General features: G+C 63.0%; 24 protein-coding genes and 1 pseudogene. 7 read left to right on the top strand and 18 right to left on the bottom strand.

The annotated features are described in order from the left end of the window. The first annotated feature begins 18 nt into the window (after positions 1–18). The gene (locus FJ958_RS09665) at positions 19–1,236 is read left to right on the top strand and encodes an MFS transporter (RefSeq protein ID WP_181176344.1); all 1,218 of its coding nucleotides are present in this window, start codon (positions 19–21) and stop codon (positions 1,234–1,236) included. Positions 1,237–1,344: 108 nt separating this feature from the next. On the opposite strand, the gene FJ958_RS09660 is transcribed toward FJ958_RS09665, so the two are convergent. The 12 genes from FJ958_RS09660 to FJ958_RS09605 form a co-directional block, all read right to left on the bottom strand. Beyond that, positions 1,345–2,190, bottom strand: coding sequence for an EamA family transporter (locus FJ958_RS09660; RefSeq protein ID WP_140741922.1), 846 nt, complete (start codon positions 2,188–2,190; stop codon positions 1,345–1,347). 1 nt (position 2,191) lies between these two features. After that, positions 2,192–3,106, bottom strand: a complete 915-nt coding sequence (locus FJ958_RS09655; RefSeq protein ID WP_140741920.1) for an endonuclease/exonuclease/phosphatase family protein — start codon at positions 3,104–3,106, stop codon at positions 2,192–2,194. A gap of 210 nt (positions 3,107–3,316) precedes the next feature. Beyond that, positions 3,317–4,870 carry a sodium:proton antiporter gene (locus FJ958_RS09650; RefSeq protein WP_140741918.1) on the bottom strand — a complete coding sequence of 518 codons (1,554 nt, stop codon included), beginning with the start codon at positions 4,868–4,870 and terminating at the stop codon, positions 3,317–3,319. Positions 4,871–5,198: 328 nt separating this feature from the next. After that, positions 5,199–6,263 carry an ABC transporter ATP-binding protein gene (locus tag FJ958_RS09645; protein WP_140741916.1) on the bottom strand — a complete coding sequence of 355 codons (1,065 nt, stop codon included), beginning with the start codon at positions 6,261–6,263 and terminating at the stop codon, positions 5,199–5,201. A 15-nt stretch (positions 6,264–6,278) separates the two neighbouring features. Further along, positions 6,279–7,070 (bottom strand): ABC transporter permease, encoded by a 792-nt coding sequence (locus FJ958_RS09640; RefSeq protein ID WP_140741914.1) that lies wholly within the window; start codon positions 7,068–7,070, stop codon positions 6,279–6,281. After that, positions 7,067–7,861, bottom strand: a complete 795-nt coding sequence (locus FJ958_RS09635) for an ABC transporter permease subunit (protein ID WP_246679574.1) — start codon at positions 7,859–7,861, stop codon at positions 7,067–7,069. The genes FJ958_RS09640 and FJ958_RS09635 overlap by 4 nt, the downstream gene beginning before the upstream one ends. Positions 7,862–8,047: 186 nt before the next feature. Next, positions 8,048–9,154 (bottom strand): ABC transporter substrate-binding protein, encoded by a 1,107-nt coding sequence (locus FJ958_RS09630; RefSeq protein ID WP_140741910.1) that lies wholly within the window; start codon positions 9,152–9,154, stop codon positions 8,048–8,050. A gap of 243 nt (positions 9,155–9,397) precedes the next feature. After that, positions 9,398–10,570 (bottom strand): iron-containing alcohol dehydrogenase, encoded by a 1,173-nt coding sequence (locus FJ958_RS09625; protein WP_140741908.1) that lies wholly within the window; start codon positions 10,568–10,570, stop codon positions 9,398–9,400. 17 nt (positions 10,571–10,587) lie between these two features. Then, a complete protein-coding gene (locus FJ958_RS09620; protein ID WP_140741906.1) occupies positions 10,588–11,976 on the bottom strand; it encodes an aldehyde dehydrogenase family protein in 1,389 nt (462 codons plus the stop codon). An 80-nt stretch (positions 11,977–12,056) separates the two neighbouring features. Then, positions 12,057–13,427, bottom strand: a complete 1,371-nt coding sequence (locus FJ958_RS09615; RefSeq protein ID WP_140741904.1) for a glutamine synthetase family protein — start codon at positions 13,425–13,427, stop codon at positions 12,057–12,059. 88 nt (positions 13,428–13,515) lie between these two features. Then, entirely contained in the window at positions 13,516–15,072 is a 1,557-nt protein-coding gene (locus tag FJ958_RS09610; RefSeq protein ID WP_140690546.1) for an amino acid permease, read from the bottom strand. A gap of 11 nt (positions 15,073–15,083) precedes the next feature. Next, the gene (locus FJ958_RS09605) at positions 15,084–15,908 is read right to left on the bottom strand and encodes an N-formylglutamate amidohydrolase (RefSeq protein WP_140741902.1); all 825 of its coding nucleotides are present in this window, start codon (positions 15,906–15,908) and stop codon (positions 15,084–15,086) included. A gap of 137 nt (positions 15,909–16,045) precedes the next feature. On the opposite strand from FJ958_RS09605, the gene FJ958_RS09600 reads away from it, so the two are divergent. After that, entirely contained in the window at positions 16,046–16,873 is an 828-nt protein-coding gene (locus FJ958_RS09600; RefSeq protein ID WP_140741900.1) for a MurR/RpiR family transcriptional regulator, read from the top strand. A 136-nt stretch (positions 16,874–17,009) separates the two neighbouring features. Next, positions 17,010–17,278: pseudogene (locus tag FJ958_RS31960) on the top strand (hypothetical protein); the annotation flags it as partial. A gap of 15 nt (positions 17,279–17,293) precedes the next feature. Here the strand turns inward: FJ958_RS31960 and FJ958_RS09590 are convergent. The 6 genes from FJ958_RS09590 to FJ958_RS09565 all read right to left on the bottom strand — a co-directional run bounded on the left by FJ958_RS09590 (position 17,294) and on the right by FJ958_RS09565 (position 23,209). Then, on the bottom strand, positions 17,294–17,704 hold the full coding sequence (locus FJ958_RS09590) for a GtrA family protein (RefSeq protein ID WP_140741898.1): 411 nt from the start codon (positions 17,702–17,704) through the stop codon (positions 17,294–17,296). Next, positions 17,701–18,510: a ChbG/HpnK family deacetylase gene (locus tag FJ958_RS09585; RefSeq protein ID WP_140741896.1), complete on the bottom strand. Its 810-nt coding sequence runs from the start codon at positions 18,508–18,510 to the stop codon at positions 17,701–17,703. Before FJ958_RS09585 ends, FJ958_RS09590 begins: the two co-directional genes overlap by 4 nt. After that, entirely contained in the window at positions 18,507–19,490 is a 984-nt protein-coding gene (locus FJ958_RS09580; RefSeq protein WP_140741894.1) for a glycosyltransferase family 2 protein, read from the bottom strand. The genes FJ958_RS09585 and FJ958_RS09580 overlap by 4 nt, the downstream gene beginning before the upstream one ends. Further along, a complete protein-coding gene (locus tag FJ958_RS09575; RefSeq protein ID WP_140741892.1) occupies positions 19,483–20,664 on the bottom strand; it encodes a glycosyltransferase family 87 protein in 1,182 nt (393 codons plus the stop codon). The genes FJ958_RS09580 and FJ958_RS09575 overlap by 8 nt, the downstream gene beginning before the upstream one ends. A gap of 216 nt (positions 20,665–20,880) precedes the next feature. After that, the gene (locus tag FJ958_RS09570; RefSeq protein ID WP_140741890.1) at positions 20,881–21,918 is read right to left on the bottom strand and encodes a zinc-binding dehydrogenase; all 1,038 of its coding nucleotides are present in this window, start codon (positions 21,916–21,918) and stop codon (positions 20,881–20,883) included. Between the two features lie 49 nt (positions 21,919–21,967). Continuing rightward, positions 21,968–23,209 carry an acyl-CoA dehydrogenase family protein gene (locus FJ958_RS09565; protein ID WP_140741888.1) on the bottom strand — a complete coding sequence of 414 codons (1,242 nt, stop codon included), beginning with the start codon at positions 23,207–23,209 and terminating at the stop codon, positions 21,968–21,970. A 115-nt stretch (positions 23,210–23,324) separates the two neighbouring features. On the opposite strand from FJ958_RS09565, the gene FJ958_RS09560 reads away from it, so the two are divergent. Genes FJ958_RS09560 through FJ958_RS09545 form a run of 4 tightly spaced genes read left to right on the top strand, consistent with a single transcriptional unit; the run spans position 23,325 to position 26,055 of the window. Then, positions 23,325–24,140, top strand: a complete 816-nt coding sequence (locus tag FJ958_RS09560; RefSeq protein WP_140741886.1) for an SDR family oxidoreductase — start codon at positions 23,325–23,327, stop codon at positions 24,138–24,140. Between the two features lie 39 nt (positions 24,141–24,179). Continuing rightward, positions 24,180–24,665, top strand: coding sequence for a MaoC family dehydratase (locus FJ958_RS09555; RefSeq protein WP_280175382.1), 486 nt, complete (start codon positions 24,180–24,182; stop codon positions 24,663–24,665). Next, positions 24,662–25,696, top strand: coding sequence for a phosphotransferase (locus FJ958_RS09550; protein ID WP_140741884.1), 1,035 nt, complete (start codon positions 24,662–24,664; stop codon positions 25,694–25,696). The genes FJ958_RS09555 and FJ958_RS09550 overlap by 4 nt, the downstream gene beginning before the upstream one ends. A gap of 11 nt (positions 25,697–25,707) precedes the next feature. Beyond that, positions 25,708–26,055 (top strand): SDR family NAD(P)-dependent oxidoreductase, encoded by a 348-nt coding sequence (locus FJ958_RS09545; protein WP_246679567.1) that lies wholly within the window; start codon positions 25,708–25,710, stop codon positions 26,053–26,055. The last annotated feature ends 30 nt before the right edge of the window (positions 26,056–26,085 follow it).

Below are 26,085 nucleotides of genomic sequence, written 5' to 3'. Positions count from 1 at the left end.
GAACCAAAGGAGGACGCCTTGTACCTCAATGCCGAGCAGAAGAAAACCGTCCTGGCCTCATTCCTGGGCTGGACGTTGGATGCTTTTGATTTCTTCCTTCTGACATTCCTGCTCACCGATATTGCAAGTGAATTCCACACAGATGTCCCGGCAGTCTCAAAGGCACTGTTCCTGACCTTGGCGACGCGCTTCATCGGCGCGTTCTTCTTTGGCATGCTCGCCGACAAATACGGGCGCAAGCCCATCCTCATGCTCAACATCGTCAGCTATTCGGTGATCGGCGCGCTGGCCGCCTTCTCACCCAATCTCGGCATCTTCCTGGCCCTGCGCGCTCTGTTCGGCATCGCCATGGGCGGTGAATGGGGGCTCGGCAGTTCGCTTGCCATGGAATCCATCCCACCCAGCGCGCGCGGCATGGTCTCGGGCATCCTGCAATGCGGCTATCCGGCAGGCTACCTTCTGGCGGCGGTGGTCTATGGCCTGCTCTATCAGCAGACGATCGGCGGCTACACGATCGGCTGGCGCGCCATGTTCCTGCTCTCCTTTGCCCCAGCGCTGATTGTCCTGTTCATCCGCTCGCATGTGCCGGAATCGCCGGCCTTCGTCGAGGCGCAAAAGACCGTAAGACCCGGCATGCTGGAAACGCTGCAGAAGCATTGGGGCGTCGCGCTCTACGCCGTCGTGCTGATGATGTTCTTCAACTTCTTCAGCCATGGCACGCAGGATCTCTACCCGACCTTTCTGAAGAAGCAGCATGGCTTCGATCCGCATACGGTGAGCTGGATCACCATCGTCGCCAATATCGGCGCCATCGTTGGCGGTCTGGCGTTCGGCGCGCTATCCGAGAAGATCGGCCGCGTCAACGCCATCACCCTGGCCTGCCTGATCGCCCTGCCGGCGATTCCACTGTGGGCCTATAGCTCCACGCCGTTCATGCTCGCCATCGGCGCCTTCGTCATGCAGATCGCGGTCCAGGGCGCCTGGGGCGTCATCCCGGTACACCTCAATGAACTTTCGCCGGGCGCCGTGCGCGCCACCTTGCCCGGCTTCATCTATCAGGCCGGCAATCTCGCCGCGTCGTATGGCGGTCCGTATCAGGCGGGAATCGCGGAGGCACCGGGGAGCAGCTACGGCTACGCGCTGGCGCTTTTCGCCGGCGTGGTTGCCGTCTGCATCATCGTCGTCATCCGCTTCAGTCCGGAACGGCGCGGCCAGGTGATGACCGTGCTGGGTTGAGCGCGGCCTTGAGCAATTCCAGGAAAAGTGTGAAACGGTTTCCCGTCCGGAATTGCGTAAAAACAATATGTTAGAGCAGATTGCCGTTTCGTGAAACGGTGACCTGCTCTAACCCAGCCGGAGTGCGATGACCCCGGCAACGATGCTGAGCGCGGCCGCCCCGCGCCAGCCCGTCATCTTCTCGCCGAGCGCATAGACCGAGATCAGCATGGCGAACAGGATCGAGGTCTCGCGCAGCGACGCCACCGAGGCGATCGGCGCCTTGGTCATGGCCCACATCACGATCCAGTAGGCCGCACCGCTGAGCACGCCGGTGAACAGCCCGGTCTTCCAGTCGCGCGCCAGGATAGGAAGCGCCTTGGGCCCCCGGAAGATGAGGCACAGCACCAGCGCGCCAAGCGCATCGCAGACGAACAGCCACGCGGCATAGCTCTGCGCGGTTGCCGCCAGCCGTGCGCCGCCGCCGTCGGACAGCGTATAGCTGGCGATGAACAGCGAAGTGCCGAATGCAAAGCCGACCGCGCGCAAATTGAGCTTCTCCAGATGCGCGCCGCCGCGAAACGACATCACCAGCGTACCGGCCGACAAAAGCACGATTCCGACAACGGCAAGCGGCGACGGCACTTCGGCGACGACGAACATCCCACCGATCGCGGCAAGCAAAGGTGCCGTGCCGCGCGCCAGCGGATAGGTCTGGGCGAAATCGCCGGCCTGGTAGGCGCCGATCAGGAAGGTGCGGTAGCCCATGTGGAAGATCACCGACGCGATGATGTAGGGCCAGACTTCCGCCTTCGGCACCTCGACGAAGGGCAACACCAGGAGCGCGGCCGCGCCCATGCCGAGCGTCATCAGCGTGATCGACAGGAAGTGATCGAGATGGACCTTGACCAGTGCGTTCCAGATGGCGTGCATGGCAGCCGCGGCGAGCACCGCGAAGAAGACGAAAAGCGTCATTTCAGGCTTGTCGACCTCCCAAGCCGAGGGGCGTTTCGAGATCGATATCGACGCGGACGGGGAAATGATCGGATGCCACCTCGCCTATATCGGATCCGACCGAACGCACCCGCCCGGCGAACATGCCGCCGACGAAACAATGGTCGAGCCGGCGCTTTGCCAGCCTGCCGTCGATGATCTTCTCATGCGTGTGGAAGTCAGCCGCCGGTTCGATCGCCACGGCGGCGGCATCGACGAAACCGTCGAGATAGGCGGCACCCCGATGGTAAGGCGTGCTGCCGACGATGCGGCGATATTCGGCGCTGCCCGGCTCCATGTTGAAATCGCCCATCCAGATCGCCGCCGGCGGATTTTCCGGTTCGGCTTCGCCGCTGGTCCAGTTGCGTGCAGGTTCGTCATCGACACCGCTCCACGGTCCGCCGTCGGTGGGCGCACGGCGATGTTCGGCCAGCAGGTATTCGATCTGCTCCAACCGCTCTTCGGCCGCGATATGCGCCAGATGCAAGGACAGCACGCGCACCGGGCCGGCCGGCGTGCGGATCAGGCATTCCAGCGCGGCGTTGCGGGTGTTGAGCGGCCGCAGCGTGCGGCGCATCGGCAGCGCATGCAGCCGCGACCACACGATCGGCAGCTTCGACAGCATCATGGTGCCGAACTGCCGCCGTCGGTTGACCAGACGCCCGTCGCGCCGCTCGCTGGCATCCATGTCGAAGGCCGGCCCGTAGACCCAGTAATAGTCTGGCAGCAGGCGTGAAAGCAGTTCCGGCTGGTCGTCGAAATTGCTGCGCTGCCAGTGCCGCTCCACCTCCTGCAGGGCAATGATGTCAGCGCCGTCGACGATGCGTGCCGCGCGCGAAAGATCGTAGCGCTCGTCGCTGCCGAATCCATACTGGATGTTGTAGCTGACCAGCTTCATTGCTTATCCGGCTTAGTTTCCATCATGGCAGTAGCGGTTCGGCGGGTTGGTTGCAACGTGCAGGAGAATGGATGCGGCTTGTGCCAGGAGCCTCCCCGCCTCACCGCGCGATCTTGCACCGATTGCGGTCCGTTCCGGTATCCTCCGCGCGCCGGAAAACGGCGTGTGACATTTCGCGGACTGTAGCGGCTCAAGCTGGCGATGAGCCGTCTAATCCGTCGTCAACGGCTGGAACCGGCCAGCCGGAGACGCCGCCAGTTCCGACCAGTCGATCTCTTCTTCGAGGCGATGATAGGCCTCGTCGCCGATCGTGCCATTGCTGCGCAATTCCTCCAGCGTATCGCGTTGGCGGTCGATGGCATAGAGGCGCAGCCGGTCGTATTCGGTTGCCGCCTGTGCGTCGTCAGGGTTTTCCGCGATCGTGCGTTGAGCCTGGTATTGCTCGCGCACGACGGCCGCCGCGGCCGATGTCTTGCGGCTCAACACGTCAAGCGCGGCCTGCATGACGGCGACGCGTGCCTGGGCCACCTCACGGTCTATCGTCGTATCCCGTTCGAAGTTGAGTATCCGCAGCAGGGGCTTCAGGCTCATCCCTTGCAGCACCAGCGTGCCCAGCACCACCGCGAAGGCGGCAAGCACGATCGGATCGCGGCCGGGAAAGCCGGCCGGCAGCGCAATGGCCACCACCAGCGTCACCAGCCCCCGCATGCCGCACCAACCGACGAGCACGGCGCCGCGAAACGTCGGCGCATCGCGCCTCCGCTCTTCGCCGTCGAAGTGGGCAAACCATCGGATGATCGCAACGAAACTCGCCACCCAGACGAGGCGTGCCACGATGACAACGGCCAGCACCATCGCGGCAAAGAGAAAGGCTTCGCCTTGCCCATCGCCGGAGAGACGCCCGACGATCGATCGTGCCTGCAGGCCCATCAACACGAAGGCCAGCACGTTGAGCACGAACACCGCCGACTCCCAGACCGAATAGGTGCTGACGCGGCGTCTCGCCGACATGTGCCGTGGCGCGCTGCGCGCGATGGTGATGGCGTAGACGACAATGGTGATGATGGCGGACAGCCCGAGCCTGTCCGCCAGGATCCACACCCCGAATGTTCCGGCGAACTGCACCACGGTGCTGCTTGCCGCATCCTCGATCCGGGACAGCGTCAACAGCGAGAAGCGGCCAAGCAGATAGCCCGCCACGAGGCTGCCGATGGTCGACAGCAGGATCGTTGGAACGGCGTTGCTCAGCGTGATCGAGCCGAGCGCCGCCGAAACCGCCAGCCGGTAGATCAGCAGCGCGGTGGCATCGTTGAGCAGGCTCTCGCCCTGCAGGATGGCGGTGATGCGGTGCGGCACCTTGAATTGCCCAAGAACCGCGCTCGCCGCCACCGCATCCGGCGGAGCAACGATGGCGCCGAGCGCGATCGCCGCCGCGATCGGCAGGCCGGCCATCTTCCAGCCGACGAAGGCAACGACGGCGGTGGTGAAGACAACGGCGCCGAGCGCCAGCAATACAAGCGACAGCCTGTAGCGCTTCAGGTCGCGCAGCGAGGTGTCATAGGCGGAATCGAGAAGCACCGGGGCGATGAACAGCGCAAGCGCCAGTTCGGGATCGATCTCGATGGTCGGCGCGCCAGGCACGAAGGCAATCCCGACGCCGGCCAAGGCCAGCAGGGACGGATAGGGAATCTCCAGCCGCCGCGACAGCGCCGTCAATGCGACGGCAGTCAAAAGCAGGACAAGCGTCAGTTCGAAAAGAGCCATGGGCTGTTACATCCGTGGGATTGCTGGCGCAGATATGCGCGCAGCATGCGGTGGATTGGCCATCGAACTCAAGCCCTCTGGCAATACGCCCGAAATCGCCGCGGATGGAGGCCGTGCCCGTTGCCCAGAAGATATCGCGGTCGTTCATCACCGGCTTGACGCCGCTTACCGACGCTTGAGAGGGGCGGGAATAATGAATGCGTCCAACTATGTGTTGGCACCCTTGCCGCCGCAATCCCGGCTGGATTGAACAGCAACGCAATTTCCGACGACGCTGCCGCCGAAATCTGGGGGCTCAACCCCGTTCCCTGAGGCTCATGCGATCGGGCTAATGCAGCACCAGCATATCGCCCGACGAGAACGAAATCTCAGCCTTCTCGCCAACGGCGGGCGGAGGCGTCGCCGAGTTGTTGAACGTGTCGAGCGACACCGTGTTGCCGCCGATGCCGACGCGGACCCGAATCACCGAACCGAGGAAATGCACTTCCGAAATCTCGCCGGACAGGCTGGAATCGCGGCCGGGCTGACGGCCGAGCGAAATTGCCTCGGGCCGCAGCGCCAGCGCCAGCGTATCGCCGGACTTCGAGCCGTTGAGCTTGCCCTTCAACTCGACTTCCTGCGTGTTGACCTGCACCTTGCCTGACGCGGCATCGGTGACCTTGCCTTCGAGCACGTTCAGCGTACCGACGAAGTTGGCGACGAACTTGGTCGCCGGCCGGTTGTAGATCTCGAACGGCGTGGCGACCTGCTCGGCCTTGCCGCCATACATGACCGCGATGCGGTCGGAGATCGACAGCGCCTCTTCCTGGTCGTGCGTGACGAAAATGGTGGTGATGCCGAGCTTCTTCTGGATCGAGCGGATTTCCTCGCGCAGCGAAACGCGCACCTTGGCGTCGAGCGCCGACAGCGGTTCGTCGAGCAGCAGCAGCTTCGGCTTCGGGGCGATCGCACGCGCCAGCGCGATACGCTGCTGCTGGCCGCCCGAGAGCTGGTAGGGGTAACGGTCGGCCATCTGCGGCAGCTTGATCATCTCGAGCATCTCGGCGACGCGCTTGTCGGCGTCGGCCTTGGGCATGCCTGCAACCTTCAGCCCGAAAGCGATGTTCTGCGCCACGGTGAGGTTCGGGAACAGCGCGTAGGCCTGGAACACCATGCCGACATTGCGCTGATTGGGCTTCAGCCGCGTGATGTCCTTGCCGGCGACGACGATCTTGCCGGCCGACGGCTCCTCGAAGCCTGCAACCATGCGCAGCACCGTGGTCTTGCCGCAACCGGACGGTCCGAGGAACGAGACGAACTCGCCCGGCTCGACGTCGAGGCTGAAATCCTGGACCACGGTGTTGGCGCCGTAGGATTTTCGCACATGCTGGATGGACAGAAATGGCTCGGCCATGGCTTTTCTCTCAGGTCAATTCGGACGGTTCGCCGATTTCGGCGCGAAGCGGGACAGGATCTGGATGAGCGACATGCAGCCCCAGGTAATCGCGAAGGCGATGATGGCAAGGGCTGCCGGCTCATAGGCGCGGTTGGCGCCGATGTTCTGCAGGTAAGGGCCGAAGGCCGGCCGGTTGAGCAGGCTCGCCATGGTGAACTCGCCGATAACGATCGCGAAGGTCAGGAACGCCCCTGACAACACCGCGATCAGCACATTGGGCAGAATAACCCGGCCGACGATCGTCGACCAGCCCGCGCCCAGGATCTGTGCTGCTTCCGTCAATGTCCTCACGTCGATTGTGCGCAGCCCGGTGTCGACCGCGCGATACATGTAAGGCAGCGACAACGTCGCATAGCCGATCACCAGCAAGGCGTTCGCACCCATATTGCTTCCCAGGAACGGCAGCGGCGAATTCGAACCGTACATCCTGATGTAGCCGAAGACGATGACGATGGCCGGTATGACCAGCGGCAACAATGTGATGAACTCGACGATCGGCCTGAGCTGAGGCAGACGCAGCCGGATCCAGTATGCAGCCGGCACCACGATCAGGATTCCGAGGATGATGGTGAAGATGGCAGCGATCACCGAATACAGGAAGGTCGACTGGAAGCGCGCATCGCCCAACACGATCTGATAGGCGTCGAAGGAATGGACGCCGCGCCGCATCCGCAGCGAGAACTCGACCGTCGCCATCAGCGGAATGAAGAAGTAGGCCGCGCCGACGATAAAGACGACCCAGGCCCAGAATTTGCCCGACTTCATTTGAGCCACCTCTCGGAGCGAGTCCGGAACCAGATGTAGAAGACGTTGGCCAAGCCCGTGATGACGATCATGCCGAAGGCGATGGCATAGCCGAGCTGCGGGTTGTGCAGCACATCGCCATTGATCTGCGAGTAGAGCTTGATGGGAACGATGTTGAGTGCCGGGCCGGCAAACGCGTAGGCGGTGGCAATGGCGCCGAAGGCATTGGCGAACAGGAGGATGACGGTGCCGAGGAAACTCGGCCATATCACCGGTATGACCACCATGCGCCAATATTGCGACTGCGTGGCGCCGAGCGTGGCCGCCGCCTCGCCCCATTCTTTCTTCAAGCCGTCGATGGCCGGCACGATGATGACCACCATCAGGGGAATCTGGAAGAACAGATAGACGGCGATCAGCCCCGACGTGGTGAGGAAATTGAAGCCCATCGCATAGATGTTGATATTGAGCACGTCACGCAGCAGCGTCGTGACGATGCCGACCCGGCCGAGCGTCGCCAGGAAGGCGAAGGCCAGCGGCAGGCCGGCGAAATTCGACGCGACGCCAGAAAAGGTCAGGGTCGCGGAGCGCGTCCAGCTTGGAAGTCCGCCGCGCACGATCGCGATGGCTATTGCGAGCCCGGCAAAGGCGCCGATGACGGCCGACCAGAAACTGATCTTGATCGAAACCCAGTATGAAGCGCTGATCGACGGATCACTGACCAGCTGCAGGAGGTTGTCCAGTGTAAATCGGCCGTCGCCGGTCTGGAACGCCCCCACGACGAGGTAGATCGTCGGCAGGATCAGGAACATCAGGACGAAGATAAAGAAGGGCGCCACGCCGATCCATTGCGTCGGCAAGCGGAAAGCAGTCGCCTCGTTCGGCGGCGCCGGCTTGGCGGCAAGCGACTGATTTGAAAGCGTAAGATCGGTCATGCGCCGGCTGCCGTCTTCGAGGGAAAGCCGGGCGGCCTCACGGCCGCCCGGTCATTTCAAGTCTTACTTGACGTTGGCGCCGACAACGGCGTCCCAGTTCTTGCTGATGGCTTCCTTGGCCTTGCCCTGCTCGTCGAGCGTCGGGAAGGCAGCGGAAGCGTAGGCTTCAGCCGGAGGCAGCTTGGCCAGCACGTCAGCCGGGATCTTACCGTTCTTGGCGAGATCGTTGAAGCGGATCGGGTGGCAATAGCCCTTCAGCCAGCCGATCTGGCCTTCGTCGGAATAGAGGTATTCCATCCAGAGCTTGGCTGCGTTCGGATGCGGAGCGAAAGCGCTGATCGCCTGCACGTAGACACCGGCGACAACGCCGCTCTTCGGTACGATGACGTCGACGGGCGGGTTGCCCTTCAGTGTGTCGCGGCCAGCAAGGGCGTTATAATCCCAGTTGATCAGGATCGGGGTCTGGCCCTGTGCCAGCGTCGCGGGCTTGCCGACGACCGGGACGAAATTGCCAGCGGCGTTGAGTTTCTTGAAGAAGTCGAGGCCAGCGGTGCCGGCGGCTTGACCAGCAGCGGCACCCGACGACAGGCCAGCGGCATACACAGCCTGGATGGCCTGGTTCGAAGCGCGCGGGTCACCGGCAACGGCTACCGCATTGGCGAATTCCGGCTTCAGGAGATCGGCCCAGTCCTTCGGCGATTCCTTGATCAGGTCCTTGTTCACCATGAACGACAGAACGCCGTAATAGTCGCCGTACCAGGCGCCATCGGCATCCTTGGCGCTGTCCGGGATCGAGTCCCAGGTCGATACCTTGTAAGGCATCAACAGGCCGTCGGCCTTGGCGGTCGGGCCGAAGGACAGGCCAACGTCGATGACGTCGGGAGCCTGCGGGCCCTTGTTATCCTTGTTGGCCTTGATCGCCTCGACTTCGTCGCCGGAGCCGGCATCGGGATTGAGTTCGTTGATGGTGATTCCCGGATATTTCGCCTTGAAGCCGGCGATGACGTCGCCATAGCCGCACCAGTCATGCGGCAGGGCGATGGTCGTGAGCTGGCCTTCAGCCTTTGCAGCCTTGACGAGATCGTCCAGCGAAGCCGCGGACGAAATCACCGACGACACCATGAGGGTCGCGGCCGAAAGGGAAAGCACCTTCCCCGTGAATTTGAACATGTGTTCTCTCCGTTGAACTGACGCCGTTGGACGCCTGCGATGCGGTATCGTCTTCATGTGACAGCCAGATGAAAGCTTTGTGAAACCGGCGGCCCGCAGTGCGAAAAAGTAAACTCTCTTTAACCTGATGTAGCAATTGGCCGGCGTATCTTTTTCCGGCTAACTAGTTTCTGCCTTGTCCTGCATCGCCTCCCCTTGTGTCCCTGCCCCATTTCCAGATCAACTCGATGCGCGAAAAGTGCTTCAGACGGTGCCCGCGATGGCGTTTTCGAGCAAGGTCAGCGCCGCCTTTTTGGTCAGCTTGACCGGGTTGCCCCCGGCCGTGGGATCGACCACCGCCATGTCGGCGATCAGTGCCTTGCGCTTCTTGTCCATGTCGAGCCCCTTGATCAGGCCCGGCAGGGCGTGCGGCACCTTCAGGTCCTTGCGCAGCTTGATGATCGCCTTGGCGAAGCCGTCGAAGCCGCCCTTGATGCCGCAATAGGCGGCGAGCCGGGCAATGCGCTCCTCGATGGAGTCGCGATTGAAGGCGAGCACATAAGGCATGAACACGGCATTGGTCATGCCATGATGGGTGTCGTAGAGCGCGCCGATCGGATGCGACAGCGAGTGGATGGCGCCCAGCCCCTTCTGGAAGGCCGTGGCGCCCATGGCGGCGGCGCTCATCATATGGGCGCGCGCGACCAGGTCCTTGCCGTTGGCAAAGGCTTTCGGCAGGTTCTCGAACACCAGGCGCACACCTTCGACCGCAATGCCGTCGGCCATTGGATGGTAGCCGGGAGCGCAATACGCCTCGAGGCAGTGCGCCAGCGCATCCATGCCGGTGCCGGCGGTGATGAAGCCGGGCATGCCGACCGACAATTCCGGATCCGCGATCACGATCGCCGGCAGCAGCTTGGGATGGAAGATGACCTTCTTGGTATGCGTCTCCTCATTAGTGATGACGCCGGCGCGGCCGACCTCCGAGCCGGTGCCGGCGGTGGTCGGCACCGCGATGATCGGGGCGATGGCGTCCGAATTGGCGCGCGTCCACCAGTCGCCGACATCCTCGAAATCCCACACCGGCCGCGTCTGGCCGGCCTGGAAAGCGATCAGCTTGCCGAGGTCGAGCGCCGAGCCTCCACCAAAGGCGATGACGCCGTCATGCTTGCCCTTCTTGAACACGGCGATACCGGCGGTCAGATTGGATTCGATCGGGTTCGGCCTCACCTCGGAGAACACGTCATAGGGAACCTTGGCATCGTCGAGGATCTTCAGCGTCGAGGCGACGACCGGCAGTTTCGCAAGGCCCGGATCGGTGACGAACAAGGGCCGCTTGATGCCGGTTGCCGCCAGCACCTCGGGCAGTTCCTTGACGCGTCCGGCGCCGAAGCGGACAGTGGTGGGGTAGTTCCATTTGGAGATCAGTTTGGACATTGCTTGTCTTTCGAAAATCAGATGGCTTCGCGCAGGTGGAAGGATTTCGGTCGGGTCAGATTGTCGTAGCCGATGGCCGACAGCGCCGCGCCCTTGCCGGTGTCCTTGACGCCGGTCCAGACCAGCGCCGGATCGAGATAGTCGCAGCGGTTCATGAACACCGTGCCGGTCTCGACGCGGTTGCCGATCGCCACCGCGTGATCGGTGTCGCGCGTCCAGATCGAGGCCGTCAGCCCATAGGGACTGTCGTTCATCAGCGCGATCGCCTCCTCGTCATTGCGCACCTTCATGATGCCGACGATCGGGCCAAAGCTTTCCTCGCGCATGACGCTCATCTGATGGTCGACCTCGGTCAGCACCTCCGGGGCCAGGTAGGGTGAGCCGGCCTTGTCGTTAGCCACCTTCATGTTGATGTGTGCCTTGGCGCCCTTGCGCAGCGCTTCCGCCTTCTGCTCGCGGATCAGGTCGGCGAAACGCGCCTGCGCCATCGGCCCCATCGTCGTCGCCTGTTCCAACGGATTGCCGACGACATAGTTCTTGGTCTCGGCGATGAAGCCTTCGACGAACTCGTCATAGACCTTTTCGTGCACGTAGACGCGTTCGATGCCGCAGCAGCACTGGCCCGAATTGTAGAAGGCGCCGTCGACCAGATTGGCGACGGCGTGATCCATCTTGGCATCGGGCAGCACATAGGCTGGATCCTTGCCGCCAAGCTCGAGGCCAAGTGTCATGAAGGTTCCCGCTGCGGCTTTTTCGATAGCGCGGCCGCCGGCGACCGAACCCGTGAAATTGACGTGATCGATCTTGCCGGAGCCGAGCAGCCTTTCCGTCTGAGCGTGGTTCAGCACGACGTTCTGGAACACGCCCTTGGGCAGGCCGGCCTTGTCGAAGGCCTGCTGGAAGCGCTCGCCGACCAGCAGCGTCTGCGCCGCGTGCTTGAGGATGACGGCGTTGCCGGCCATCAGCGCTGGCACGATGGTGTTGACGGCGGTCAGGTAAGGGTAATTCCAGGGCGCGATCACCATCACCACGCCGAGCGGATCCTTCTTCACATAGCGGCGGAACCCGTCCTTGGGATTGGAGGCCGGCACCGATCTAAGCGCCGCCTCGGCGATCTCGACCATGTAATTGGTGCGTTCCTTGACGCCGCCGAACTCGCCGCCATAGCGGATAGGCCGCCCCATCTGCCAGGCGATCTCCGGCACGATCTCGTCGGTCATCGCGACCAGCGCTTCGAGCATGGCGAGCATGTACTTGCCGCGCTCGACGATCGGCGTCTCGGCCCACTTCTCCTGCGCCGCCTTGGCGCGCTCGACAGCGGCATTGATCGCCTGGTCCGTTGCCACGGGCCGCTCGGCATAGATCGAGCCGTCGATGGGAGATTTTAACTTGACCGTTTCGGTCATTCCTTCGGTCCTCGCACTTCATGAAATCTTGATTTTGACGCAGCCCGCCATTCAGACGATGGCTGAGAGGACAACGCCGACTAGTACCGCTCGAACCCTCTGTGCAGTTCCCAATCCGTAATCCGGCGGTCGTATTCGAACTGTTCCCATTTCGCGGTATGCACGTAGTGTTCGAGCACATCCTCGCCGAGCGCCTGCTTCAGCATCTTTGACTTCGCCAGCGTCTCGGTGGCATCGCGCAGGGTCTTCGGGATCTCCGGCAAACGAGATGCCTGATAGGCATCGCCGACGAACGGTTTTTGCAGCTCCAGTTTCTCGTCGATGCCGGCAAGGCCTGACGCGATCAGCGCCGCGAAGGCGAGATAGGGGTTGAGATCGGCGCCGCCGATGCGGCACTCCATGCGGATGCCCTTGGTGCCCTCGCCGCACAGGCGGAAGCCGGCGGTGCGGTTGTCCTCGCTCCACATGATCTTGGTCGGTGCGAAGGTGCCGGCCTGGAAGCGCTTGTAGGAATTGATGTAGGGCGCCAGGAACCAGGTGAACTCCTTGGCATATTTGAGCTGCCCCGCCGCCCATTGCTGGCCGAGCGTCGACAGCGTCCAGTCGGCCTTTTTATCGAAGAACAGCGGCGTCTTGCCATCGGCGCTCCATAGCGAATTGTGGATGTGGCTGGAATTGCCGGCGAGCCCATAATTGTATTTGGCCATGAACGAAATCGCCTTGCCCTCGGACTCGGCGATCTCCTTGGCGCCGTTTTTCAGGATGACGTGGCGGTCGGCCATGTCGAGCGCCTCGGCGTAGCGCACATTGATCTCTTCCTGGCCGGGACCCCATTCGCCCTTGGAATTCTCGATCGGAATGCCCGCCGCTTCCATCTCGTTGCGAAGCCGGCGCATGACGCCTTCTTCCTTGGTAGTGATGCCGATCTGGTAGTCGCCGATATAGGGCGAGGCGGTGTCGAGACCCTGCCAGTGCTTCTTGCGGGCGGAATCGTAGGTCTCGTTGAAAAGGTAGAATTCGAGCTCGGAGGCGAAATAGCCGATATAGCCGCGCTCCGTCAGCCGCTTGACCTGCTTCTTCAGGATCGCGCGCGGCGAATGCGGCAGGTCGTCATGGGTGTGGTGGTCGAGCACATCGCAGATCACCAGGGCGGTCTTTTCCAGCCATGGAATGCGCCGCAGCGTCGCAAGGTCCGGCTTCATGACGAAGTCGCCATAGCCCTTCGACCAGCTTGCCGCCTTGTAGCCCGGCACCGGCTCCATATCGATGTCGGCCGCGAGCAGATAGTTGCAGCCATGCGTTTCGTCATGCGCGGAATCGACGAAATATTGCGCCAGGAACCGCTTTCCCGCCAGCCGGCCCTGCATGTCGACGATGCAAGCCAGCACCGTGTCGATCTCATCGTTTGAGACCGCTTTCTTCAACTGATCGAACGAGAAATTCCCGGCCATTCCTGCGGCACTCCAAATGCTTTTCGGTTGAAAGGGATAAACGCAGTCATGGCCGGCGCGAGGCCGGCCATGAGCTTGAGGCGAAGTGTCAGTGGCCGGTTTCGCCGACGGCCATCTCGGCCGCCTTGATCGCCGCCTGGCGTGCCGCGATGATGTCTCCGAGCGGCGGACCCTGGAAGCGGTTGCGCTCGAAGGCGAACCAGACGATCGCCGTCAGGATGAAGAAACCGACGGTTATGTAGAGTGCCCAGTCGTTCGGCGGCTGAATGCCGATGACGAAGATCAGGACCATCGACACGATCGACAGGAAGCCGAACAGCATGAAGACGCCGCGGCCCATGTTCCACGGACCCATCTTGTCCCACTTCGGCGTTCCCCAGGCCAGCATGCCAAGCACGATCGGCACGATGAAGGAGAGGAACAGGAAGATGACGGTGCAGGACACCACGATCGTGTAGGCCGAGGTGCCGGCGACCGAAACCAGCGTCGAGCCCCAGACGAACAGCACCGACAGGATCGACGCCGTCCAGATCGCCGCCACCGGCGTGCGGTAGGTCGGGCTGACCTTGGCGAGTGCCGCCGAGCCGGGCAGGCCGCCATCACGCGAGAAGGCGAAGATCATGCGCGAAGCCGAGGTCACGGTGGCGAGGCCACAGAGCAACTGGGCAACGAACACGACGAGGTAGACGAACTCCTTGACGCCGGGACTGACGCGCTGGTCGAAAGCCCAGAAGAACACGTTCCAGCCCTGCTTGGCGGCGTCGTCCATATTGGGGATCATCAGTACGAAGGCGACAAGGAAAAGATAGCCGAACAATGCCGACCAGATAACCGACATCACCATGGCGCGAGGCACGGAACTGGCTGCTTTGATCGTTTCCTCGGAGGTATGCGCCGAGGCATCATAGCCGGTGATCGTATAGATCGGCAGCAAAAGGCCAAGGGCGAACACCCAGGCATTCGACACCGACGGCCAGACGCCGCCGCCGGCATCGCCGGAATAGTTGTGGAATGTGAACAGCCGGCTGAAATCCCAGTGTTCGGCCGAAATCAGGCAGACCACGGCGATCAGGATGGCGCCGAAGAAGATCAGGTAGCCCGAAAAGTCGGTCAGCTTCGCCGTCAGCTTGATGCCCAGATGGTTGATCAGCGCCTGGGCGCCGGTGATGATGACCAGGAAGATCATCTGGTTGGTCAGCGTGCCCTCGATGCCGAGCGCAGGTCCGAAGGCGCCGACGAAAAACGTCCAGGTGCCGACATTGATGGCGCCGAGCACGGTGATCAGTCCGAGCAGGTTGAGCCAGGCCGTGACCCAGCCGGTGCCGCGATTGCCGAGGATCGAACCCCAGTGATAAAGGCCGCCGGCCGTCGGATAGGCCGAGCTGATCTGTGACATGGCCACCGCGAAGGTCAGCGATATGAAGCAGCCAACCAGCCAGCCGATGCCGATGCCTATACCGCCGGCCCCGGACGTGGCCTGCGCCAGCGAGTTGATGCCGCCCGACAGGATGCAGATGATGGAGAAGGAAACGGCGAAATTCGAAAAGCGGCTGAGCCGCCGCTCCAGTTCTTGGGCGTAGCCCATGTTGTGGAGGACTTTTATGTCCTCCGCCTTGTCAACTTCGGTATAACCCGGTGCTGCCATCTGAAGTCCCCTTATTCTTGGCTGGCCGATTGAACTGACTTTCCAACTGCACTTGATCGAGAGCCCCTGGCCTCCTCGGGCTCCAGATTCGAAAAAATGCCTGTGAGCAGATCCGCCCATTTCCGCTGCCCGGTCTCGCCGGAGATTTCATCGTTGCGGATTTCGATCATCGCGCAGGGCAGCCCACGCGAGCGCGCATGCCGTTCGAGCGTGAAATAGACGCGGTCGGCAGGCGAATAGGGTTCGTTGATGCCGACGGTGACGCCGGCAAGCCGCCGCAGCGCCGATATCAGCGGCGACGCCAGCCGGCGATCCTCGTCATGGATGATGCCGATATGCCAAGGCCGGTTGCGGCCCTTGTAGACCGGCGTGAAGGAGTGGACCGAAACCAGCCGCGTCTCCTGGCCGCGCGCCAGCCGGTCTTCGACGATGCGCTCGATGGCGCTGTGAAACGGCTGCCAGGACAGGGCGACACGCGCCGCGCGCTGTTTTTCCGATAGGCCGGTATTGCCCGGTATGGCTGTCGTTTCGCTGACCGGGGGTACAAGGTCCGGCGCGTCGAGCGGCCGGTTGCAGTCGATGACGAGGCGCGAGATGCGGGTTTCGACCAACGTCGCATCCAGCGCCTGAGCCATGCGCAACGCAACCGGCAACGCGCCGGGATCCCAGGCGATGTGGCGGGACAGGTCCTCGGCGGCGAGGCCGAGCGTGCCGAATTCGGCGGGCAGGAAATTGGAAGCGTGATCGCAGGTCATCACGAAAGGACTTGATCCGCGGGGATTGGTTATCCTCACGGTATCAGACGATGCAAGGCTGGCGGGCCGTGCTTGCTCCATAGTCTGCCGTCCCCGGGGGAGCGCTGTACCGTATGTTACGTATTTTGTCTCATTGCGTCCCTGTGAATGATTTCATACAGTTTATCCGGCTTTGTCAAATGCGATCTCATTGGCGAGGCCACTGCGTGGGGGAAAAGATGATTTCCAGCATTGCCGAACTGATCGCCGACCGCATCGGCACGATGCCGGCGGGCGAACGGCGCGCCGCCCAGACGCTGATCGCCAGCTATCCGATGATCGGCCTGAAGACGGTCGCCGAATTCTCGGCTGCCGCCGGCGTCTCCTCGCCGACGATCCTGCGCTTCGTCGCCCGGCTCGGCTTTCAGAACTACCCGGAATTCCAGTCGAGCCTTCAGGACGAACTGGCCGCGCAACTTCAATCGCCGGCGATACGGACGCTCAACCCGCCCTCGCCCGGCGGCAGCGCTGTGTCGCCGATGCTGGAAGCGACGCTCGACAACATGCGCGAGACCTTCCGCCATCTCTCCGACCGGCAGCTCGACGATATCGCGGCGCGGCTTGCCGACCGGCGTGGCAAGACTTTCCTGATCGGCGGTCGCTTCACCGACCCGCTGGCACGCTACATGGCGGCCCACCTCGCCGTCATCCAGCCCGATGTCTTTCACCTCGCCGGACAGGAGAGCATGTGGCGCGACCGGCTCATAGACATGGGCAAGCGCGACGTGCTGGTGATCTTCGATATCAGGCGCTACCAGGACAGCCTCGTCCGCTTCGCCGAAAAGGCGCATCAGCGCGGCGTTCAGATCGTGCTCTTCACGGACCAGTGGCTGTCGCCGATCGCCCGTTTTGCCCGCCACGTCATCGCCGGACGTACGGCGGTGCCTTCCGCATGGGATTCATCGGCCGCGCTTTTCGTCGTCGCCGAAACGCTGATCGGCGCCGTCACGAGACAGCTCGAGGCCGACGGTGCCCGGCGCATCCGCGAGATGGAAGGTCTCCGCTAGCCCGATCCCGGGAAAATCTGTGAAACGGTTTTCCCGTCCGGAATTGCGCCAAACTAACGGGAGCGGAATCAGGCAGCCGATCCCGGGCAAATCGCAGCCGCGCCGAAGACCGTCCCGCCTTCACGTTACCGAGATGTTCGAAAGTTTTGTCAGCGCGGTCATCATCATGGCCACGGTGCCGCTCGGCCTCGCCTGTGCATCTTCGCGCTTCTGCTTTCGGGCACCAGCCTCAATGCCTACAGTCAGATCGGCGGCGGGCTGGGGCTGGCCACCATCTCGACGCTTTTCCTGACGCTGGTCGCCTATCTGCTGCTCGGCCGTTTCGTCACGCCGAAGACCCACGAGGAAGCGCGGCTGAAGCGCGATCTCGAGGAAGCCGTCTACGCCAATGTAGAATCGGCGGAACAGGGTAATCCAGGTCTATTTCAGCAGCCGGCCCTCGATCGACCAGCGCGCGGCGAGGAAATTCAGCACCGCCGCCACAATGACACCGCCGATCTTTGCCGGCCACACGCCGGCGATGCCGGCAAAGAGTGCGATGGACAGGCTGGAGACGCCCAGCGAAATCAGCGCCCCGAGCGAGACGAAACGCAGGAAGGCATCATGCAGCCGGATGGCTTGATCGCGCTCAAACGACCAGAAGCCATTTGCCACGAAAGAGAAGACGACGGCGATCGACCATGAGATGACGTTGGCGGGCAACGGCGGGACATGCAGCCTGAGCAGCAGGAAAAAGCCGGCAAGGTCGATGGCGGTGTTCGCAAGCCCGACAATGGCAAAGCGGACGATCTTGTTGCCGGTCGAACGCCGGGGCTGATCGGCGCCGCTCATCCCTTGCCATCCATGATCTCGACACCGGCGCGGGCGAGGCTCGCGCCGAAAGCGTCCGAGGCCAGGATCTCCAATTCGACCGTGCGCACGCTTTGCATCGGATCTCGCGCGCGTAGCGTCTCGTCGACATGGCCGGGATGGCACATGAACAGCCCCTCTTGCGGCAAGGTCTCGACGGCGGCTTGCAGGGCAGGCGCGAACTTTTCCGGCTGCCGCCAATCGTAGATGCCGGCAAGAGGCGTCATGACGATAAAACCAGCGCCTTGCATGGACCGATTGAAGCCCCGGGCCAGTGCTGCGATCGCCGCAATCTTCGGCATCGCTGCCGGTGCAGGAGCGCCGCGCAGCATCGGCCTGCCCGTGCCCGCGGGAAAACGGGCCAGCACCCATTTGCGTACGACCGGCAGGAAATGCACGTGCTGATGCCCGTCGACGAAGTCGGGCAGCCGGCCAAGCGCCTCGATGAAACGGCTGTATTGCGCGTCGAGTTCGGCATGGACATCCCGGTCGTCGACGCGGCCGCGCAGGATCGGCAATGCCAGCGAACGGAGCGGCGGCAGCCGGCCTTTTGGCGCCAGGCTCGACTGGCCGGTGATGGCCGGCTGGTCGGTGAGGGTCAGGTGCAATCCGATCGCCACGCGGCTCCGCAACGGCTTGATAAGCGCCGCCGCCTCCGCCCATTCGGGAAAGCCGGTCATGCAGCTAGTGCCGGTCAGGCGTCCACGATCGAGCAGGTCGAGAATCCCTGCCGAGACGCCAGGCGCCAGGCCATAGTCATCGGCGATCAGGCGGATGCGCCGCGTCATGCGCCGGACGCGCCTGGCGGCCTGTGCAAAACGTCGCCGCGCACGACATCGCGCACGATGTAAACCGGCCGGTCCTTGCTCTCGCTGAGTGTGACCCAGACATATTCGCCGATCAGTCCAAGCAAGGTTAGGTTGAGACCACCAAGCAGGACAACGGCGACCAGAAGGCTGGGGTAGCCTGGAACGGCAATGCCGTAGAACAACACTTCGAAGAACACCTTGGCGCCATAGGCCGCACCCGCCAGCGCCGCCAGCAATCCACTCAGGCTGATCAGGCGCAGGGGAATGACGGAAAACGAGGTAAAACCTTCCAGCGAAAAGGCAAGCAGGTTGAGCCTGCTCCATTTCGACGTGCCGCTGGCGCGGTTCTCCGGCGAATAAGCTATGGCCTTCTGGCGAAAGCCAGCCCAGGCGAACAGACCCTTGTTGAAGCGCCTTTTGTCACGCAAGCTTGTCAGCGCGCGGGCCACGGTACCGCGCATGACGCGAAAATCGCCCGCATTCTCGGGAATGTCGAAACGCTGGCTGCTGTTGATCAGGCTATAGAACAGCTTCGCCAACTGGCTGCGCCGCCAGCTGGCCTCGCGCCGGTCGTTCTGGGCGTAAACCACGTCGATGTCGGGATGCTCCACCAACTCGCCAATCATTCGCAGGCTGACATCCATGGAATGCTGAAGATCGGAATCCATGATCAGCACCATGTCACCGCGCGCGTAATCGAGGCCGGCGAGCACCGCGACCTCCTTGCCGAAATTGCGGCTGAGCCGCACGATCTCCCAGGAACCGGACAGCGCCCGCGAAAATCGCTCCGCGCCGTCATCGCGGCTGCCGTCGTCGACCAGGATCTTGTGGACGGCCATGCCGAAACGCTGCGACACCACGGCCTCGAGCTTGTCGAGCAAGGCGGCGAAAGCCGATGCGGATTGCGCCTCGTTGAAGAACGGCGCCACGATATCGAGAGCAGGCCGCGACTCAGCCATTTGCGATAGGCCTTTCATTCATCACCTTGTCTCGAGCCACCTTGTCTCGCGCCTTGGCCCAAAACCACCAGATCAGCGAACCGGCAATGACGGTGACCGCGATCGGCCGGAACCAAGGGTACGTGAAATCTTGGATATGACGCTCGATGCCCGTCAACCCTGTCACGAACAGGATCACGGACAGTATCGAGGCGAGCACACCGCCTCGCTCCTCGCGCCACAGCAAGGCAATGGCGAGACCGGCGGGCACGGCGATCATGGCATAGGTGTTGGGCTCGACGCGCGGGTTGAAGACGCACATGTAGAACGCCGCCGTCAGGAAGATGGCGAGCTCAGCCGTTCCGCGTTCGAGCTTGCGGTCGAACCAGACGACCATGGAAAGCGTAAACAGCGCCATGACGATGCGCACGATCGTGGCGCCGAATTCCGGGATCGGCAGCCCCACTTTGGTGAAGGGCGCCGTGAAGTCGGTGGGAACAAAATGGCTGGTGTTGTCGACAGCCATCGAGGTCAGCATCCCGGCAAAAAGCCGGTACTGCTCGGTCAGGTAGGCGGCGGGAGCGAATGCATAAGGCAGCGCGATCACGAACAGCACCGCCAGCACCAGCACCGGTATCAACCGGAAACGCAGGGCGCCCACCAACAACAGCATGATGACCGCGGTCGGCTTGGCGATGATGGCGACCGAAGCCCAGAAGAAGGTCTCGGCGCGCCGCCCTTCGAGCGCCGACAGAGTGAGGAGCCAGCAGGCGCCGGTCAAAAGGATCGTCGCCTGGCCATTGCGGATCGCGCCCAGGGACATCGGCAGGGCAAGGAAGAGCCCGAACGAAAGCAGCCACGTCAATTCCCCGCCGCCAAGCTTGCGCACCTGCCGCATCGCGGCGAAGGTCAGCACCGCGAAACCGATGATATGCCACACCAGGCCGCCAAGATGAGGGCCGAGCTTGAACAGTGGGATGTAGAGCGCTGCGAAGGCGGGCGCGTAGAGATATCCCATCTCGGACTGGATATTGTAGAGCGGACGGCCGGCCAGAAACTCCTCGCTGCCATACCTGTAGGCCAGCAACACGGAACGCGTGTCGGGCGCCCACAGGACGAGGACAAGAACGACCAGAAACGCCCCGATCCACAGGCCAAATCCCAAACGGTCGAAAACCGGCTTGGAAATCGTCATAAAGGCACCCCACACCACTTCAGAACAGGCCCTTGCCCGCGCCGTCCGGCATTTCGATGGCGGCGGCATATCACGGACAAAGCGAATTGGCATAGGGGCTGAAGGACGCGGCCATCAACTTCGCGGACTGCCGCCGACGGCCATGCATCATGGGGCCTGGCTCGGAAAAGCCCTGAAAGCCTCGGATTGAAACTTCCGGCACAGCTCCGAATGGCCTCAAGGCCGGATGAAAACCTTGCCGTTGGGCTTGGCCAGTTCACCCGGCACCCGCGCCATCGCCTCGGCGAGCGGCACGACAGCCGTCACGTCGGTGGACCAGCGTCCGTCGGAGAAACGCTTCTGCGCTTCCAGGATCGCAGGACCGCGCCGATCCTTGGATTGCCGCATCCATTCGCTCAGCCAGAAGCCCTCGATATGCTTGTGCTGGAAGATCAGTTGGCCAGGCTCGCGGATGACGGTGGGATCGGGATCGAGCCGGCCATAGATGATCCAGCGCGCCCGTTTTGGCATCGCATTGAAGATGGCCGACGCCAGCGGACCGGTGACCGCGTCAAGCAAGATGCGCGGCTGTTCGGCCTTCATCACCTCGCGCAGCGCGGCTTCGAAATCCGGCGCCTTCTCGTTGAGCACATGGGCGGCGCCGATCTCCTTCAGAAGCGCGATCTGCTCATGGCGGCGCACGGTAACGACAGGCCGGAACCCTTCCTCCCTGGCCAGACCGATGATCAGCTTGCAGAGCTGGCTGGCGCCGGCTGTCATGACGAAGGCTTTTTCGCCTTCATGCTTGACGATGTCGAACATGGCGATCGCGGTAAGCGGATTGACGATCATGGCCGCACCATCCTCGTCGCGCACCGTATCGAGGAGCGGAATGCAGGCCGCTGCCTCGGCGACCGCGTATTCGGCCCACGAGCCCCAGTTGCTGAGGCCGGTGGCGAAGGCGACGCGCTTGCCGACAAGGCTCTTGGGGTAAGGCTCGTCGCCGCCGGCGACAACGGTTCCGACGCCCTCGAAGCCGGCCGGCTGGCCCTTGGCCCGCGGCTGGCCATATTGACCCTTGATGAAGGCGATATCCGAGGGATTGATCGAGGCCAGGCTGACCTTGATCAGCGCCTGGCTCGGTCCCGGCGTTGGCACCGCGATGCTGCCTGGCTGAAGATAAGGCTCCATTGCCTCCAGCACGCTGCCGCTTGGTGTCTTGGTATAACCGTCGCCGACCAGGAGCAGCGCCTTCATTTCGGAGGGAATGGTCATTGGTGACACTCCTTGCTTGTCACGGAAATGCGGCGGCCTGAACCGCTGCTCAGATCTTCTCCTGTGTGTACTTCTTCAGCTCCGTGCGTGCCACCTGCCGCAGATGCACGGCGTCCGGCCCATCGGCAAGGCGCAAGGTTCTGAGATGCGTCCACGAGCGGGCCAGCGGCGTGTCCTGGCTGATGCCTTGCGCGCCGAACATCTGTACCGCTTCGTCGGTGACTTTCAGCGCAACGCGCGGTGCGATCACCTTGATCTGGCTGATCCAGGGAGCCGCGGCGCGCGCATCGCCCTGATCGATCATCCACGCCGCCTTGAGGCACAGCAGCCGGGCCATCTCGATCTCCATGCGACATTCGGCGATGATGTCGAAATTGGCGCCGAGTTTCGCCAGGGGCTGGCCGAAGGCCTCGCGGCGGACCGAACGCTGGCACAGCATCTCCAGCGCCATCTCGGCCTGGCCGATGGCGCGCATGCAATGATGGATGCGGCCGGGGCCGAGCCGGCCCTGCGCGATCTCGAATCCCCTGCCCTCGCCGAGGATCAGGTTGGATGCCGGCACCCGGACATTGTCGAAGCGAAGATGCATGTGGCCATGCGGCGCGTCATCCTCGCCATAGACCTGCATGGCGCGGACCTTGGTCACGCCTTTCGTGCCGGCAGGCACCAGGATCATCGAATGGCGGCGGTGCTGCGGCTCCCGATCACCGCCGGTCCGCACCATGACGATGTAGATGGCGCACCGCGGATCGCCCGCGCCCGACGCCCACCATTTCTCGCCGTTGAGCACATAGTCGTCGCCCTGCCGCTCGCAGCTCATCGAAATGTTGGTGGCGTCGGACGAGGCGACATCCGGCTCGGTCATCAGATAGGCCGAACGGATTTTTCCATCCAAAAGCGGCTCGAGCCAGGTCTTCTTGTGCTCGGCCGTGCCATAGCGCTCCAGCACCTCCATATTGCCGGTGTCGGGCGCCGAGCAGTTGAAGGTCTCGGCGCCGAGATGCGCCTTGCCCATTTCTTCTGCAAGATAGGCGTATTCGACAGTGGAAAGGCCATAACCGCGTTCCGAGCCGGTCAGCCAGAAATTCCAAAGGCCGCGCTCTCTCGCGGTCTTCTTCAGCCCTTCGAGGATCTCGCTCTGGCGCGCGCTGTAGGTCCAGCGATCGCCGGCCTTGCCGACTTCGCCCAGGAATTCCTTGTCGAGCGGCATGATCTCGTCGCGCACCATGGCAGCGACACGCGCGTGGATCGGCTTCAGCCGCTCGGTCATGCCGAGATTCATCTCCCTCATCGGTCGCTAACCCTTCATGCAAGCCGGGCATTTTGTCAGTGGCAAGGATGACCGCACTTCGGATAGCCTTGTCAACGCGAACTGTTTGCCCGCACACCGAGCGCGGAGGATTGGAATGGCCTACCTGGACGAGCTGTTTTCGGTGACCGGCAAGATCGCGCTGGTGACGGGAGCCGCGACAGGCATCGGCCGCATGGCTGCGACCGCGCTGGTCAGGACGGGAGCCAGCGTGATGATCTCTTCGCGCAAGGGCGAGGATTGCATCAAGGTCGCCGGCGAGCTGAACGCCCTCGGCGCCTCTGGCCGCGCCGAGGGCTTTGCCGGCGACGTCTCCAGCGAGGCCGGCATTGCGGCGCTCGTCGCCGAGGTCAAGGCGCGGACCGACAGGCTCGATATTCTGGTCAACAATGCCGGCGTTTCCTGGGGCGCCCCGCTGGAGAGCTTTCCCTATCACGCCTGGGCCAAGGTGTTCGGCGTCAATGTCACCGCGGTCTTCCATCTGACGCGCGAATTGCTGCCGCTGCTCGAAGCGGCGGCCAGCGACGACGATCCGGCCCGGGTGATCAATCTGGGTTCGGTGATGGGCACGCAGCCCTTGGCCGACGACGCCTATTCCTACGCCGCCTCCAAGGCCGCTGTTCATCATCTGACACGCACCCTGGCGCTTGAGTTCGCCGCCCGCCGCATCACCGTCAACGCCTTCGCGCCGGGGCCTTTCCAGAGCCGCATGACGGCCTTTGCAACGGCTACTGAGGAACAGGCCCGGCATGTCGGCAGCCATGTTCCGATCGGCCGCATCGGCGCGCCAGATGACATTGCCGGCGCAACGCTCTATTTGTGCAGCCGTGCGGGCAGCTATGTCACCGGCGCCATCCTGCCGATCGACGGCGGGCAGTCGGTGCAGCATGGATTGACCCTGTTCAAGGAATGACATGTTCCGGCCGCAGAAGCCGGAGATGAACTGGAGGACATGAGCGTGGAACCGATCAGTCTCGATGTGCTTCTGGCCAGTGTCGGCAAGGAAGTCGGCGTCTCACCGTGGCGTGTGGTCACGCAACGCATGATCGATCAATTCGCCGACGCCACCGACGACCACCAATTCATCCACTGCGATCCGGAGCGGGCCAAGCGCGAAACGCCGTTCGGCGGCACCATCGCGCATGGCTTCCTGTCGCTGTCGCTGTTGTCGGCAATGACCTTCGAGACCATGCCGCCGCTGGAAAATGGCAAGATGGGCGTCAACCACGGCTTCGATTCGCTGCGCTTCCTGGCACCGGTCAAGACCGGCGCTCGCATCCGCACCCATTTCGTGCTGGCCGACGTCAAGGTCCGGCCGTCGGGCTGGGTGCAGACAGCGCACGATGTGACGATCGAGATCGAGGGCTCGAAGAAACCGGCGCTCACCGCCCGCTGGCTGACGCTGACCCTGATCGAACGCCAGCCCGAGACCGCATGAACGACGCCAACGCGCTCGACCAGGCAGCGCTCGCGCCTTACCTCGAGGCGGCAATCCCAGGCTTTTCGGGGCTCGCCACGATCGAGAAATTCAAATCCGGCCAGTCCAACCCGACCTATCTCCTGAAGGCGGCCAGCGGCCGCTACGTGCTGCGCGCCAAGCCACCGGGGCAGCTGCTGAAATCGGCGCATCAGGTCGACCGCGAATTCCGGGTGATGAAGGCGCTTTCCGGCACCGCCGTGCCGGTGCCCGAAATGCTGCATCTATCGGCCGAGGAGTCGCCGGTCGGCCGCATGTTCTACGTCATGAATTTCCTCGACGGCCGCATCTTCTGGGATCCGGCACTGCCGGAGGCGTGCGACAATGACGAGCGCGCCGCGATCTACGATGCCATGAACGCCACGCTCGCGGCCCTGCACGATGTCGACGTCGAGGCCGTGGGGCTGTCCGATTTCGGCCGGCCGGGCAATTATTTCGAGCGCCAGCTGGCGCGCTGGACCAGCCAGTACCGTGCCTCGGAAACCGGCACCATCGCCGACATGGACCAGCTGATCGCCTGGCTGGAAACGCATATGCCCGCCGATGATGGCCTGATATCGCTGGTGCATGGCGACTATCGGCTGGACAATCTGATCTTCGCCCCGGACCGGCCAAAGGTGCTGGCGGTGCTTGATTGGGAACTCTCGACATTGGGCCACCCCTTCGCCGACATCGCCTATCAATGCATGCAATGGCGCCTGCCGCATGCTTCCGGTTTTCGCGGCCTGGGCGGTATCGGCCGCGCCGCCCTCGGCCTGCCTTCCGAAGAGGACTATGTCGCCGCCTATTGCCGCCGGCGCGGGCTCACCGGCATCGGAAACTGGACCTTCTTCCTCGCCTTCTCCTTCTTCCGGCTGGCCGCGATCTGCCAGGGCGTCTACAAGCGGTCGCTCGACGGCAACGCCTCCAATCCCGAAAAGGCCAAAACCTACGGCGAGGCGGTGAAGCTGCTTTCGCATCTCGCCGCCAAACTGATCGACAAGCAGACGTGATGGGAGACGCAATGGGACGCTTCGAGGGAGCAACGGTGCTGATCACGGGTGCCGCCGGCGGGCTCGGCCGTGGTGCCGCGAAAGGCTTTGCCGCCGAAGGCGCGCGGCTGGTGCTGTCGGATCTTAACGAGGAGGCACTGGCCGATCTTGCCGGCTCCCTTGAGGCCGAGACGGCAATCCTCGCCGGCAACATCGCGGATGAAAGCCTGTCCGAGAGCCTGGTCAGGCTGGCGGTCGAAAAATTCGGCAGGCTGGATGTCGCCGTCAACAATGCCGGCATCGTCCAGAGCTTCGTGCGCCTGCCGCAGGATGCCTGGGAACAGGCGCCGCCCTTGTTCGTTTCCGTACAGCGTATATAATTAGCCAGGTACACCAACCAAATGAGGCAC

It is taken from the genome of Mesorhizobium sp. B2-3-5 (assembly GCF_006442395.1).
Taxonomy (GTDB): Bacteria; Pseudomonadota; Alphaproteobacteria; order Rhizobiales; family Rhizobiaceae; genus Mesorhizobium.
Note: the sequence above shows the minus strand (reverse complement) of the source record. Positions and strands in the feature narration are given on the sequence as shown.

What these genes read in the sequence shown, in the direction of transcription:
- FJ958_RS09650 (WP_140741918.1), bottom strand. Translation starts at nt 4,870, where the DNA reads ATGGCTCTTTTCGAACTGACGCTTGTCCTGCTTTTGACTGCCGTCGCA.
- FJ958_RS09565 (WP_140741888.1), bottom strand. Translation starts at nt 23,209, where the DNA reads ATGAGGGAGATGAATCTCGGCATGACCGAGCGGCTGAAGCCGATCCAC.
- FJ958_RS09580 (WP_140741894.1), bottom strand. Translation starts at nt 19,490, where the DNA reads ATGGCTGAGTCGCGGCCTGCTCTCGATATCGTGGCGCCGTTCTTCAAC.
- FJ958_RS09645 (WP_140741916.1), bottom strand. Translation starts at nt 6,263, where the DNA reads ATGGCCGAGCCATTTCTGTCCATCCAGCATGTGCGAAAATCCTACGGC.
- FJ958_RS09640 (WP_140741914.1), bottom strand. Translation starts at nt 7,070, where the DNA reads ATGAAGTCGGGCAAATTCTGGGCCTGGGTCGTCTTTATCGTCGGCGCG.
- FJ958_RS09625 (WP_140741908.1), bottom strand. Translation starts at nt 10,570, where the DNA reads ATGTCCAAACTGATCTCCAAATGGAACTACCCCACCACTGTCCGCTTC.
- FJ958_RS09635 (WP_246679574.1), bottom strand. Translation starts at nt 7,861, where the DNA reads ATGTTCCTGATCCTGCCGACGATCTACCTCGTCGTGGGGGCGTTCCAG.
- FJ958_RS09630 (WP_140741910.1), bottom strand. Translation starts at nt 9,154, where the DNA reads ATGTTCAAATTCACGGGGAAGGTGCTTTCCCTTTCGGCCGCGACCCTC.
- FJ958_RS09560 (WP_140741886.1), top strand. Translation starts at nt 23,325, where the DNA reads ATGGCCTACCTGGACGAGCTGTTTTCGGTGACCGGCAAGATCGCGCTG.
- FJ958_RS09585 (WP_140741896.1), bottom strand. Translation starts at nt 18,510, where the DNA reads ATGACGCGGCGCATCCGCCTGATCGCCGATGACTATGGCCTGGCGCCT.
- FJ958_RS09590 (WP_140741898.1), bottom strand. Translation starts at nt 17,704, where the DNA reads ATGAGCGGCGCCGATCAGCCCCGGCGTTCGACCGGCAACAAGATCGTC.
- FJ958_RS09620 (WP_140741906.1), bottom strand. Translation starts at nt 11,976, where the DNA reads ATGACCGAAACGGTCAAGTTAAAATCTCCCATCGACGGCTCGATCTAT.
- FJ958_RS09550 (WP_140741884.1), top strand. Translation starts at nt 24,662, where the DNA reads ATGAACGACGCCAACGCGCTCGACCAGGCAGCGCTCGCGCCTTACCTC.
- FJ958_RS09570 (WP_140741890.1), bottom strand. Translation starts at nt 21,918, where the DNA reads ATGACCATTCCCTCCGAAATGAAGGCGCTGCTCCTGGTCGGCGACGGT.
- FJ958_RS09610 (WP_140690546.1), bottom strand. Translation starts at nt 15,072, where the DNA reads ATGGCAGCACCGGGTTATACCGAAGTTGACAAGGCGGAGGACATAAAA.
- FJ958_RS09555 (WP_280175382.1), top strand. Translation starts at nt 24,180, where the DNA reads ATGAGCGTGGAACCGATCAGTCTCGATGTGCTTCTGGCCAGTGTCGGC.
- FJ958_RS09605 (WP_140741902.1), bottom strand. Translation starts at nt 15,908, where the DNA reads ATGGAGCAAGCACGGCCCGCCAGCCTTGCATCGTCTGATACCGTGAGG.
- FJ958_RS09600 (WP_140741900.1), top strand. Translation starts at nt 16,046, where the DNA reads ATGATTTCCAGCATTGCCGAACTGATCGCCGACCGCATCGGCACGATG.
- FJ958_RS09655 (WP_140741920.1), bottom strand. Translation starts at nt 3,106, where the DNA reads ATGAAGCTGGTCAGCTACAACATCCAGTATGGATTCGGCAGCGACGAG.
- FJ958_RS09545 (WP_246679567.1), top strand. Translation starts at nt 25,708, where the DNA reads ATGGGACGCTTCGAGGGAGCAACGGTGCTGATCACGGGTGCCGCCGGC.
- FJ958_RS09615 (WP_140741904.1), bottom strand. Translation starts at nt 13,427, where the DNA reads ATGGCCGGGAATTTCTCGTTCGATCAGTTGAAGAAAGCGGTCTCAAAC.
- FJ958_RS09575 (WP_140741892.1), bottom strand. Translation starts at nt 20,664, where the DNA reads ATGACGATTTCCAAGCCGGTTTTCGACCGTTTGGGATTTGGCCTGTGG.
- FJ958_RS09660 (WP_140741922.1), bottom strand. Translation starts at nt 2,190, where the DNA reads ATGACGCTTTTCGTCTTCTTCGCGGTGCTCGCCGCGGCTGCCATGCAC.